The sequence below is a fragment of the Pseudomonas sp. NPDC088414 genome (assembly GCF_044753325.1).
Lineage (GTDB): Bacteria > Pseudomonadota > Gammaproteobacteria > Pseudomonadales > Pseudomonadaceae > Aquipseudomonas.
This window is the reverse complement of the sequence record NZ_JBIVMY010000014.1, coordinates 23,689-36,224: the sequence shown is the minus strand read 5'-3', so window position 1 is coordinate 36,224 and position 12,536 is coordinate 23,689. Positions and strand designations below refer to the sequence as shown.

The 12,536-nt window shown below is 62.7% G+C and carries 9 protein-coding genes; 2 read left to right on the top strand and 7 right to left on the bottom strand.

Annotated features, from left to right (window positions below; all coding sequences use genetic code 11):
- Positions 1-168: 168 nt before the first annotated feature.
- Genes ACIP8I_RS14320 through hflK (ACIP8I_RS14305) form a run of 4 tightly spaced genes read right to left on the bottom strand, consistent with a single transcriptional unit; the run spans position 169 to position 6,129 of the window.
- Entirely contained in the window at positions 169-2,070 is a 1,902-nt protein-coding gene (locus ACIP8I_RS14320) for a heavy metal translocating P-type ATPase (RefSeq protein ID WP_400761929.1), read from the bottom strand.
- The gene (gene hflK / locus ACIP8I_RS14315; RefSeq protein ID WP_400761927.1) at positions 2,067-3,128 is read right to left on the bottom strand and encodes a protease modulator HflK; all 1,062 of its coding nucleotides are present in this window, start codon (positions 3,126-3,128) and stop codon (positions 2,067-2,069) included. Before hflK (ACIP8I_RS14315) ends, ACIP8I_RS14320 begins: the two co-directional genes overlap by 4 nt.
- Positions 3,125-4,171 carry a protease modulator HflC gene (gene hflC, locus ACIP8I_RS14310; RefSeq protein WP_400761925.1) on the bottom strand — a complete coding sequence of 349 codons (1,047 nt, stop codon included), beginning with the start codon at positions 4,169-4,171 and terminating at the stop codon, positions 3,125-3,127. Before hflC ends, hflK (ACIP8I_RS14315) begins: the two co-directional genes overlap by 4 nt.
- On the bottom strand, positions 4,168-6,129 hold the full coding sequence (gene hflK, locus ACIP8I_RS14305) for a protease modulator HflK (RefSeq protein ID WP_400761923.1): 1,962 nt from the start codon (positions 6,127-6,129) through the stop codon (positions 4,168-4,170). The genes hflC and hflK (ACIP8I_RS14305) overlap by 4 nt, the downstream gene beginning before the upstream one ends.
- Positions 6,130-6,339: 210 nt before the next feature.
- Between hflK (ACIP8I_RS14305) and lpdA the strand changes: the two genes are divergently transcribed.
- A complete protein-coding gene (gene lpdA / locus ACIP8I_RS14300) occupies positions 6,340-7,740 on the top strand; it encodes a dihydrolipoyl dehydrogenase (protein ID WP_400761921.1) in 1,401 nt (466 codons plus the stop codon).
- 202 nt (positions 7,741-7,942) lie between these two features.
- Here the strand turns inward: lpdA and ACIP8I_RS14295 are convergent, their stop codons facing one another.
- Positions 7,943-8,416 (bottom strand): Lrp/AsnC family transcriptional regulator, encoded by a 474-nt coding sequence (locus tag ACIP8I_RS14295; RefSeq protein WP_007960832.1) that lies wholly within the window; start codon positions 8,414-8,416, stop codon positions 7,943-7,945.
- Positions 8,417-8,560: 144 nt separating this feature from the next.
- On the opposite strand from ACIP8I_RS14295, the gene ACIP8I_RS14290 reads away from it, so the two are divergent.
- A complete protein-coding gene (locus ACIP8I_RS14290) occupies positions 8,561-9,190 on the top strand; it encodes a LysE family translocator (protein ID WP_007960831.1) in 630 nt (209 codons plus the stop codon).
- Here ACIP8I_RS14290 and ACIP8I_RS14285 read toward each other — a convergent pair.
- Positions 9,187-11,319, bottom strand: a complete 2,133-nt coding sequence (locus tag ACIP8I_RS14285; RefSeq protein WP_400761919.1) for a hypothetical protein — start codon at positions 11,317-11,319, stop codon at positions 9,187-9,189. The two genes, ACIP8I_RS14290 and ACIP8I_RS14285, sit on opposite strands and share 4 nt — an antisense overlap.
- Positions 11,306-12,493: a DUF3142 domain-containing protein gene (locus ACIP8I_RS14280; protein WP_400761917.1), complete on the bottom strand. Its 1,188-nt coding sequence runs from the start codon at positions 12,491-12,493 to the stop codon at positions 11,306-11,308. Before ACIP8I_RS14280 ends, ACIP8I_RS14285 begins: the two co-directional genes overlap by 14 nt.
- Between the last annotated feature and the right edge of the window lie 43 nt (positions 12,494-12,536).

Below are 12,536 nucleotides of genomic sequence, written 5' to 3'. Positions count from 1 at the left end.
TTTCAGACGTCAGATCTGAGGGTAGACCATCCTTGAAAAATAGCAGGCTATCGATTTGATAGTCCGCCCCTATAAGCCGCGATCGCCCAAGGGCGCCAGTGCGCCCCGGGCAAGAGCACCTACACAGATGACTGCTTTGCGCCTCGACAGTTCGCAAAATTGCGTGAGCTAGTCCTGAAGTTTCAACAACGGCTCCTGAAACCTCAGCAAGCGTCCGGCGTTACCCAGCACCAGCAACGTGCTGAGGTTGTGCAGCAACGCTGCGATCATCGCTCCGGCAGCGCCAAGCCAGCCGAAGGCGGCGAAGATGACAATCGCCAGCGTCCAGCCCAGACCGATGATCACGTTGACCTGCAAGGTCTTGCGGCACTGGCGGCTCAGGCGCACACAGGTGCCGAGGCGGCGCAGGTCACTGCCGATCAGGACGATATCCGCCGAAGCCAGGGCAATGTCGGCACCGCCTGCGCCCATCGCCACACCCACCACACCGGCCTTGAGCGCCAGCGAATCATTGATGCCGTCACCCACCACCATTGGCCGGAACCCGTTGTCGATTTCCTTGAGCACGCGGTTGAGCTTGTCCTCGGGCAGCGCTTGCGCTTCCACCTCTTGCAGGCCGACCTCGCAGGCCAGGGTCTGCGCAACACTCTGGCGGTCGCCGGTCAGCAGCAGCTGGCGACCCAGCCCCAGTTCGCGCAATTCAGCGAGGGCAAAGCGCGCTTCCGGTTTGACGCTGTCGGCCAGCAACAGCCAGGCGACAAACTCGCCGTTTAACGCCAGCCCGGCAATCGGCCCGTCGTGCTCGGGAACGTTGGTGGTGACGATGCCCAGTTGCGCGAACAGTTCGGGACGCCCCAGCGCCGCCTCACCCTGCGCGGTCATGGCCACGACACCCAGACCCTGGCGCTCGTGAATGTCCGTCAGCGGCAGGCTCTGCTCTTGACTGACTAACCCCGCCAACGCCCGGCTGACCGGATGGCTGCTGGCCGCGCCGAGACTGGCAGCCAGTGCCATCACCGCAGATGCTTCCAGACGCGGACTGTTGATCGATTGCAAACGCAAGGTGCCGTAAGTCAGCGTGCCGGTTTTGTCGACCACCAGTGAAGTGAGATCTGCCAACTCCTCAAGAAACGCCGAACTGCGGATCAGAATGCCGTGGCGCGCCGCGACCGCCACTCCGGCAATTGCCGTGGCCGGTGCCGACAGCACCAAGGCGCAGGGACATGCCGCCACCAGCACCGCGAGCATCGCCTGCGCATCATGGGTGACAAACCAGGTCACCGCCGCCAGCAACAACACCAGCACCATGTAGCTGCCGGCATAACGTTCAAGCAAACGGGTGATGGGTGGCTTCGAGCGTTCGGCGTTCTGCATCAAGGCGATGACCTTGCCCAGTGTCGATTGATCGCCGGTGCGGGTCACTTCAATGCGCAGCAAGCCGTCGAGGTTGATTGCGCCGCCAAACACCGTCATGCCCACCGCCGTTTCCACCGGCACCGACTCGCCGGTGATCGATGCCGTATCGAGGCTGGCCTGGCCGAACAACACCCGGCCATCCGCCGGCACCCGATCGCCTGCGCGCACCTCCACAGTGTCGCCGGGTTTCAGCGTGCCGTTATCGACTTCGATGATCGAACCGTCCGCCTGAATCTTGCGCGCGTGGCTGCGGGTCAACTGGCCGAGGGCGTGGATTGCTTCCTGCGAGCCGATCACGCTGCGCTCTTCCAGCACGTGGCCGAAGATCATGATGATCGGCAGCAGCGCGGCGGTCAGCAGATCCCCGGTCGCCCACGCACCGAGCATCGCCAGCGCAATCAGTTGATCGGTGATGCCGTGCAGGCTCGGATAACGCAGGCTGTACCACGCCGAACGCATCACCGGCACCCCCACCAATAAAGAGGCGAAACCCAGCAGCAACTGACTGACTCCGGTTTGCTCCGGCACCAGCCAGCGCCAGATCAGGCCAAGGCCGAGCAAGCCAAGGGCGAGCATCGCCAGGGTCAATTGTCGTGCAGCGCGGCGCTGTTCGGCCGAGGACAACAGGCTCGGTGCAGCGGTGGTCGCAGTCATTTACTGGCTCCCTGAATGATCAGGCGGGAATCGTCTTTCGGATCGACCGTGGTCACTGACCCGGCCTGGCCGAGGATCTTCGGCATGCGTTCGCGGTATAGACGCAGGAGCATCTGCGGGTCGGTGCCCTGTTGCTGCGCCTTGGCCAGGCTCATTACCGTGGCGGTGTCGGCAGAGGCTTTGGCCAAGCGTTCGCCTGCCTGTGCGTGGGCCACTTGCAGCGTGCGGTCGGCTTGCTCGTTCGCGGACTGGGTGAGTTTTTCCGCCTCGGTGCGCGCATTGGCGACGGCTTTGTCGGCTTGCTGACTGGCGGTCAATACCGCATTGAAGGCGCTGACGGCCGGATCGGGCAGACTCGACTGCACGTCGACCCGCGCCACCTCGATGCCGATACCCTGCCCGCTCGCTTTGAGTTCAGCCAGACGCTTGTTGATGCCTTGCACCAGATCACCGCGCAGGCGTTCGCGACGCTCGGCTGCCTGATTGTCGGCGCCGATCAACTCGGGCCGCGCGACTAGAATCGTGTCCAGATCCCGGGCAGCAGTCAAAGCCACGGCGCTGCGGGTGACCAACCGATCCAGTGCCGGCAGCACATGATCACCTTGCAGGACGAAGTCATAGGGATCGGTGACTTTGTAAAACACCCGCACATCCAGTTGCACCACGCCGGCGTCGCCGGTCAGCAAATAGCCGGAACCGGCCAATGCATCGCTCAGCGGAGTGGCGAAGGTTGCCACACGATCAGCCTTGATCGCCTCACTGCTGCGCAGCAGGTTTTCCACTCGACGCTCAATCATCCGATCCGCTGCCGGCAGCAAAACCACCTGCTCGAACGGCTGCGGCCAAGCCAGCAACAGCCCGGCATTCTGGATGCGTTGCAGTGCGCCAAAGTGCAGAACCACGGCGCGATTCTGTGGATCGATCTGCCGCACATTGGAAAACGCCCACGCCAACGCGGCCAACACCGTGACCGCGTACAAGGCAAAAAACGCCAGACGTCCGGCCTGAATCCACGGACTGCTCAACGAATGTGTTCCACGTGGAACTTCATCACTCATGGCTGCGATCCGGATTTGTTTTCAACATTCGGCGGGCCGTCCACCAGCACACGGAATGGCGCGGCGTCGGTGCGCAGGATCAGCTTGGTGTCAGGCGTCACGATGGTGCCGAGGGTATCGAGCGAGCGCAGCAGGTTGTACAGCTGCGGCGATCCAGCGTAGGCACGGCCATAAATTTGCGCCGCTTCGACTCGGGATTGCGCCTCGATTTCTGCAGCTTTAACTGTCGCGTCGGCCTGAACAATTCGTGCATCGCGCTCGGCAGCAGAACGAATCTGCGCGGCTTCCCGCTTGCCGATGGCGGTACGTTCGGTGGCGATTGTTTCACGCTCGGCGCGCATCCGGTCGACCGTGGCCGTGAGCGTCACCGAAGGCAAGGTCAGGCGTTCAACACCCACCTGCACCACGCGCACACCGTAAGTGGCAAGCAGTTGCTGATCGATCTGCTGACGCAGTTGCGCTTCGAAATCGGCGATACGCACTTTGCTGGCATCGGTATTCACCAGATCCGCCAAATCAAAACTGCTGGCGGTGGTTTCCAGCGCCGAGCCGACAAAGGTGCGAATCTGCCGCGCCGCTTCGTCCGGCTGATTCTGCACCGCACGCATGAAACGTTGCACGTTGTCCGGGTCGCCCTGCACCTGCCACGCCACGTAGGCCTGAACGATGATGCGCAAACCGTCGCGAGTGCCGACATCCTGCAAACCACTGGAGGTGGTGCGCAGGCGCAGATCCACCGGGATCGCCGCTTCGAACGGCGCCGGCCAGCGCCAGCTCAAACCGGGTTCAAGCAGTACCCGTGACGGGTTGCCGAAACGGGTGATGACCGTGGCTTCACCCGAGCGCACTTGCACAAGGCTCGCCGCCGCGATGGCAAACGCCACCAGCAACAGCGCCCAGCCGATTCGCCGCCAAGGGAACGGTCCCGCCTCTTCCGGCGCGCCGTGGTGATGGTGATGATGCCCATGATGATGGTGATGCCCGGCGTGGCCGTGATCGTGGCCGCTGTGGTCATGGGAATCGTGAGTGTGCGACTGGCTCAAGGGGCAACTCCTGGTTGAGCGGTGGTGCGCGCGGGCGTCGGATCAGCCGGCAGCGTGAACGTACGCAGGTCGATGGTCGGCGCATTGCTGCTGCCGCCTAAACGGTGGTCGAGTACCAACAATTTGGCCTTGCTCAGACCCAGGCTGAGCTGACTCAGATATTGCTCGAGCACGAATGCCTGGCCCGCGCTGGCATAAGCTTTTTGTTCAGCGCTGAACTTCAGGTTTGCCGCCTGCGCCGTCGCGTTGATTTCACGAGCGCTGGCACTGGCCTGATCGCGGGCCAGGCTAGCCTGCAATTGCGCCTGATTACTGGCTTCTGCCGCAGCGCCGCGCTCACGAGAGATCAACGCCTGCGCGCCGATCTGCGCGGCTTGCACGCTGTGGTAAGCATTGGCGGCACCGGCTGGCGGGTGAATCGCTTCGACCACGGTGGCGAGAATCTCCACGCCGCTGTTGAGCTTCTGCAGATCGCCTTGCACCGCATGGCCGATTTCTTCGCCCAGCCCTACCCGGTCAGCACCGAGCAAACCGTCGAGGGTGCGCGAGGCAAAATCGTGCACCAGAATCCGGCTCGCGGTGCTGCGGATCAGTGTCGGTACGTCGGCGTTGTTGTAAGTGGCGGCCAACGCATCCTGATCACGCAGACCAATGCGATAGACGAAACGCACGTCCATGTTGACGATCTGAAAGCTCTGCTGATCGCCACGGCTGCTGGCGATCACCTGGGATTTATCGTTAAAGTGGCTGGCATCCCACAAGCGGTTGGCGGTCATCGGCGCCGGGCCTTCGGCTGGCTCGGCCTGGGTCGGCGCAGGCGCATCACCGACGCTGGTTGCCAATTCATGCACCACGCCGTTCTCGACGCTGAGCACCCGCCCCAGCGGCCAAGGCAAACCGGCGTGCAATCCGGGGCCGAATACTTGCACCGGTTTGCCGAAACGTTCGTAAATGCCGCGCCCTTGCAACGGGATTTCGTGGATACCGGTCAGCAACCAGCCGACGGCAGCCACCAGCGCCAGCACCGGCAGAAAGGCGCGACGCATGTAGCTGAACGCCCAGATCTGGCGCAGATCGATGCCGAAGCGGTTGTGCAATTCGTGCTGCAAGGCGAGCAGCGGTTGCGGCGGCCAACGCAGCATGTCGGCGACAAAACTGCGTGCCAGCAGAGTCGGTTCCAACTGTTCACGACGCGGGCTAAATACAGAAAGAACAGCACGCAATAGCAACTCAATCGCGACCAATCCCGGCAAGATTCCGATCAACACCGCAAGGCGCACTGGCCACACGGAAGCCTCGCTGGCAAATAACAGACATAGCGCGCCCACTACCAGACTGATGATTGCAACGCGTGTCAGTTGCGCGAGCGAGCCGGCCTCCGGCCACTGCGCCGGATTCTCCTGAGCCAATTGCCGCTCCAGCACCAGCAAGCCAAAACCCAACAGCAACATCAGTGCGGCGCCCACCGTGGCCGACAGCCCCACCGCAGCGGGCGGTAACGCCAGATTCCAGACCTGTTCGATGCCGATCATCACCAGCACCGACCACCCGCCCAGCCACAGCGTGGCCGCGCCGATCTGCCCCAGCAGATGCAAACTGCGCTGACTCAGACGCTCCAGCAGCCGCTCGTACCAGCCGTCAGCTGGCGTTGGCTCGACTTCGCTCAACGGCTCGTGGGCGAGCGGATGCATGACTCGCGCACGCCATTGCGTCACCCACCATGCCGACTGCAGGCCGGCGACCAGCACCAACAACGCCGCACCGAGATTCACCAGCAATGCCGGCCATATCGATTGCGCGGCAAACAACCCGACAAACATCGCCAGCACCCACCCTGCCCCGGCCAATGCGCCGAGACCGATGGCCAGGCGGCGCAATCGTCGCCCCTGCGCGGCCGCTTGTTGAAAGCGTGGCAACCCGGTCACTTGCGTGCCATCGACATCCAGATCGACTTGCATATCACCCCAACACCTTTGATTCATCGGCTTATTCGTTACGATATAACGAAAGCCGTGAAATATTCGTACACAAATACGCTTATCTAAAGATGCGCAACCTGTCGCTTGCCTGAAGCCTTGACCGAAATGTCCGGAAACGCACATATTACGTTCGTAATTTTATCGACCAACTACCTTTAGCGATCCGCATCCCCAACGAGGAGCAACAGCATGAGCAACTACGACGTGGTCATTCTGGGCGGCGGCCCCGGTGGTTATAACGCGGCGATCCGCGCCGGCCAGCTGGGCCTGAAAGCCGCGTGCGTGGAAGGACGCGCCACCCTCGGCGGCACCTGCCTTAACGTCGGTTGCATGCCGTCCAAGGCCTTGCTGCATGCTTCGGAGCTGTACGACGCGGCCATGGGGGCGGAATTCGCCAACCTCGGCATCGAAGTCAAACCCACGCTCAACCTCGCGCAAATGATGAAACAGAAAGACGAAAGCGTGAGCGGCCTGACCAAGGGCATCGAGTTTCTGTTTCGCAAGAACAAGGTCGACTGGATCAAGGGCTGGGGCCGCATCGATGGTCCGGGCAAAGTCACGGTGACCGACGATCAGGGCAACAAGACCGAGCTGAGCGCCAAGGACATCATCATCGCCACCGGCTCCGAACCCACGCCCCTGCCCGGCGTCGAGATCGACAATCAACGCATCCTCGACTCCACCGGCGCGCTGTCGCTGGGTGAAGTGCCCAAGCATCTGGTGGTCATCGGCGCGGGGGTGATCGGCTTGGAACTGGGCTCGGTCTGGCGGCGTCTCGGCGCCCAGGTGACCGTGGTCGAATACCTCGACCGCATCTGCCCCGGTGTCGATGGCGAGGCCGGCAAAACCTTGCAACGCTCGCTGAGCAAGCAAGGCATCAGCTTCAAGTTGAGTTCGAAGGTCACCAGCGCCACGACTTCGGCCAGCGGCGTACAGCTCAGCGTCGAACCTGCTGCGGGCGGCAACACCGAGTTACTGGAAGCCGACTACGTACTGGTCGCCATCGGCCGGCGCCCGTACACCAAGGGTCTGGGTCTGGAGAACGTCGGTCTGGCAACCGACCAGCGTGGCATGCTCGCCAACCGCCAGCACCGCACCGAAGCCTCCGGTGTGTGGGTGATTGGTGACGTGACCTCCGGGCCGATGCTCGCGCACAAGGCCGAAGACGAAGCGATGGCCTGCGTGGAACAGATTGTCGGCAAGGCCGGCGAGGTCAACTACGAGCTGATTCCCAACGTCATCTACACCCGGCCCGAGCTGGCCAGCGTCGGCAAGACCGAAGAGCAGCTCAAGGCCGAAGGCCGCGCCTACAAGGTCGGCAAATTCCCCTTCACCGCCAACAGCCGGGCGAAGATCAACCATGAAACCGAAGGTTTTGCCAAAGTCCTCGCCGACGAACGCACTGACGAAATACTCGGCGTGCACCTGGTCGGCCCGAGCGTCAGCGAAATGATCGGTGAATACTGCGTGGCCATGGAGTTCAGCGCCTCAGCCGAAGACATTGCGCTGACCTGCCATCCGCACCCGACCCGCTCCGAGGCGCTGCGTCAGGCGGCCATGAATGTCGAGGGGATGGCGACGCAGATGTAGATGTAGATGTAGATGTAGATGTAGATGGTCACCCAAACCCTGTGGGAGCTGGCTTGCCAGCGATGGCGTCAGTCCTGTAACCGTTGCGGTCGCTGACACATCGCTATCGCTGGCAAGCCAGCTCCCACAGTTGACCGTGTTTCTGCTGGAGGACTGCGCTCAAATGTAGGAGTGAGCCTGCTCGCGATCAAGACAACCCTCTCTACAGCGGCAGATGCCCCAACGGCAACGCCCCCGGCGTCTTCACCGTGTGAATCGCAAAGTTGCTGCGAATGTCGCTCACGCCCGGCAGCTTCAGCAGGCAGCCGCTGAGAAAGCGGTCATACGCGCGCAAATCCGGCACCACTACCTGCAACAGAAAGTCCGACTCCCCCGACACCAGGAAGGCCGAGATCACCTCCGGCAGCGCCGTGACCGCTGCGTAAAAGGCTTCGGCCTGTTCATCGTTGTGGCGTTCGACCTTGACCCCGACAAACACCGTCAGCCCCAACCCTACCTCATCGCGATCCAGGTTGGCCTGGTAACCGCGAATCACCCCGGCCTCCTCCAGCATCCGGACCCGGCGCAGGCACGGTGACGCCGACAGGCCGATCTCGTCCGCCAACTCGACGTTGCTCAAGCGTCCGTTGCGCTGCAGGGCGGCGAGAATCTTGCGATCAAAGGCGTCGAGTTTCATGGTTGGCAGATCCTGATGGTCAAGGCGCAAAAAGAAAGCAGGTTATGCCAATCACAAGGCTTTTTGAAGCTGACTTCGCAAGCACCTGCCCCGGCCTTGCGCCATAAACTTTGCTCACCGAATCGAAAACGAAAGGGCGGCGACATGGCAAATATCGGATTGTTTTTTCTGGCACTGGCGGTGGTCTTCCTGTTGCCCGGGCCGGACATGATCCTGCTGCTGCAAACCGGTGCCCGTCAGGGTCGTGGTGCAGCACTGGCGACCGCCGTGGGTCTGGCGATTGCCCGGGGCTGTCATGTGGCGTTGGCGGCGTTGGGTCTGGCCGCGCTGTTCAAGGCAGCGCCGTGGACGTTTGATCTGGTGCGTCTGGCGGGCGCGGCGTACTTGCTGTGGATCGGCGTTCAATGCCTGCGCAGCACGTTGTTGCCGAACCTCACTGCAACTGCCGTGACGGACACCCAGGGACAATGGCGCGAGGCGATTCGCCGTGGCTTGCTGACCAATCTGCTCAACCCCAAGGCGCTGCTGTTCTGCTCGGTGCTGTTGCCGCAATTCATCGTCAATGACGGCGCAGCGGTGCTGACCCAATTTGCCACCCTCGGCGCGTTGCTGGTGGGCATCGGGCTGCTGTTCGACAGCGCCTACGCCCTGACCGGCGCGGCGCTGGGCCGTTGGCTGCAACACAGCCCAACCGCCCAGCGCGTCCAGCAATGGCTGTTCGGCAGCCTGTTGATCGGCTTCGCCGTGCGCCTGACGTTTATCCAGCAGGCCTAGGGTTTGCGGGCCTTGCGCCGACGACTGAACAACACCAGCACGCCAGCGCTGATCAACAGCAGGACACCGACCACCGGCCATTTGTACGGACGCAACGAATTGCGCACCGCGTCGGTCACCTGGGTCACGTAACGCTTGTCGGCGTTTTCGAAATCCGGATAGGGGCACTGATTGCCGAAGTCCACCGCCCACGGCACGTACGGGCCTTCATTGACGTAGCGTCGATACAGCGCGCTTTGCTCTTCCAGGCTGCTGTTGAAACCGGCGGCGTTACACAACACCGCAGCAAACGCCTGGCTGGTGTGCGGCAAATTATCAGCGGCCCGACTGGCCAGCGCGGTCGCGACAAAACGGTAGTGATAACGCTCGTCCGGCTGCGCTTCACTGGCTTTCTGGCGCTGTACCTCAGCCTCGGCCACCAGCGGCCCGACTTTCAGCTCGGTGTTTTCCAGGCTGTAGTTGCCGCCAAACGTCGCGTAGTCCGGCGCCATCTCGTAACCGAGAATGTCCATGCCCCATTCACGCGCGGTCCACGCCGCGTTGTACAAGGCGCTGGCACGTCTGGTCGGCCACCACGCAGCATCGGCCTTCATCCGTTGCTCGCCGTACAGACGGGCCTTGTGCTGCAGATCGGGATTGTCGAAATAGCCGACCGCTTCCTCGTAATGACCCTCGCGCAGCAAGCGCCGGCCCAGTAGATTGCGCAGGCTGGCGGCGACCGGTAGCGGCACGTAGTTGTCGCGTTGCTGCTGAGTCAGCGCCGGTGGCGCCGGCACGTTGTCATCGACGTAGCGCTTGAGTTCATCGACCGTCAGCACGCGCTCGGCTACCGTCGCCGCGTCGAACCAATAGATACTGTTGCTGCGATACAACTGCACGAACGCTTGCAGGTATTCGCCACGTTGCAGCGCCAGAATCGCGCTTTCGCCCTCGACCCGGCATTTCGGCTGAACGGTTTCAAAGTCCCAGTCCGGAGTGCGTCGGTAACCCCAATCTTCGCTCTGCGGGAACGCCTGCGCGGCTTTGGCATAGGCGGCAGCTGCGGCGTTTTTATCGCCGTCACGCACTGCCAGCTTGGCCCGCAGCCACCACGCCAGTCCGCCGTCGCCGGCGTTTTCAAGGAAGGCCTTGGCGCTGGCGTAATCACCCTGTTGATAGTTCATCGCCGCCAGCCGGTCGGCGTTTTCCAGGCTGCCACGGGTGCTGTCCTGCAGCAGCTTGATGAGCTTCTTCTCGTTCGGCGGTTGCTCGTCGAATGACCAGCCCATACGGCTGATCAACGAAGCGGTGACCAGTTGCTGCACAGCGTTGCGCTCCAGCAACTTCGCCAGTTGCGGCTCGGGCAGTTCGGCCAGCTCATTCATCAGTTGTTTCAGCGAGGTGTAACCCACGGCCGAACCGTGCAGGTTCTGCGCTTCATACAGTTCAATGGCGCCGTTCCAGTCACCGGCGTTGCGCAGCACCCGCGCCTCTTCACCGAGGCTGGCAACCCCCAGCTCCAGCGGGTCGCTGAAGCCATCGATGCTCAGTTGTCGAGCCTGACGGAAGGCTGCGCGTGCGTCCTCCAGCACTTCGATGACATCGCCCGCCTCGGCACTCATGGCAAACCAGGCACGGCCCAGGGAATACGCCGCCCAGGTGCTGCGCAGCGGACGCTGATCGACCGGCAGTGCCAGCACTTTGTTGAAGTATTCGATCGCCAGTGGATGATCGCCAGTGGCAAACGCCACCGCGCCGGCCACGTACAAGCGGATTTCCGCCGGCAGGCTGGCGCCCTGCGCTTCGACCTGACGCGCATCGCTCAGGCCACGCAGTTGCTTGACCAGCGCCTGTTGCTCGGCGCTCAGACCGACCTGCTCGGCTTTTTCGCGAAGCGCAGCAGGTTCGCGTTCGTCGCCGTACATATCGTCGGGATTGTGCGTCGCCGCCGTGACATTCTTCAGCCCGGCAATGGTCTTGCCCAAGCGGCTGATCTCGAAGTTGAAGTTGCCCTCCGGCAACTCGGCCAGGGTTTGCCCGCGATTGTCGAGCAGGCGCATCGGGAAGTCCGGACCGCAGGCCAGCGCCGAACCCAGCGGCAGGCTGAGGCTCAGGCAGAGCAGATGGCGGGGCCAGTTACGGGTCAACATGCGAACCTCCTTGATCAATAAATGCACAGCGCGCCCAACCGATGGCACGCTGTCCGCCCGCCGGCAGACGACCGTCGCGCAGGCGGGTGAAGGTAAGCAGATCCGCGCTCTGTTGCAACGAGTAACCGGCAAGCGCATCGGCGCCTTCGCAAGCGCTGGCCTTGACGGTGATGCGCGTGGGCCAGGCACTGTCGAGGTTTCCGACATTGCGCAGGGCAATGTCTTGCAGGCCATCGTGGTCGCTGAACGTCAGGCCGAGCCGGCTGCTCAACGCATCGCCACGGGCCACGGCGCTCAACGTGGCCAGGCTCCAGGCCCGACGATCATTGGCCAGCGGCAGACGAAACCAGATCAACCCGGCCAGATGCGCCGGCGGGTCCTCGCGCAGCTCTTTTGCCAGTTGGCTCAGTTGCAACGGATCGGCGAGCAGTTCCCGGCGTTGCCCATCACGCTCGACCGGTACTTCGCTCTCCACTACCGGGGCACCGCCGGCATCTGGCAGCAACGCCACGCCATAGGCCGGCAGCGCCAGATAGAAGGGTTTGCTGCTGATTTTGCCCCAGGCGCTGGCCCAGCGCCGAGCCTGCTCGGGGTCGAACAAGCCGCGTCGCGGATCGCTGACGGCATGCACCTGCAGCACGCTGCTGTCGACTGTGGTCAACAATGCCGGCAGCTGTGAACTGCCGAGCCACGCCGGCAGCGCGGTGATGCTCAGCGGCAACGATGCGGGCAACGCGGAGCGCAGATGTGTCAGGAATTCGATGTATTCCGGCAGACGCGCATTACCCGCATCATGGTCGATCTCGACGCCACCCAGGGTCAGCCCCTGCGCCTGCCAGTCGGCGACAACCTGAAAAATCCGATCCGTGACCTGTGCCTGATCCAGCCCCTTGAGCTGACCATCGAGGCGAATCACCGCAATCAGTGGCCGGCCATCGTGCTGGAGCAACGGCGCATCGATACGCGCCCGATGCCAGCCGTCATTGGGGAACGCCTGCAAGGCCAGCACACGCAAGGTCGAAAAGTCCTCGCGGCTGTCTTTCAGCGCGAGTTCATGGGCGGACGTCCACTGGCGTTGCCAGACGTAGAGTTGCTGATCGAGGGCGGGGGCGTCATGCCGCTCGCAAGCAGCGAGCAGCAGCGCCGCGATCAAAATCGAAAAGCCGAACCGCATCAAATGCCTATTCCCTGCCGGTACAAAAATGCAGGGTACACAA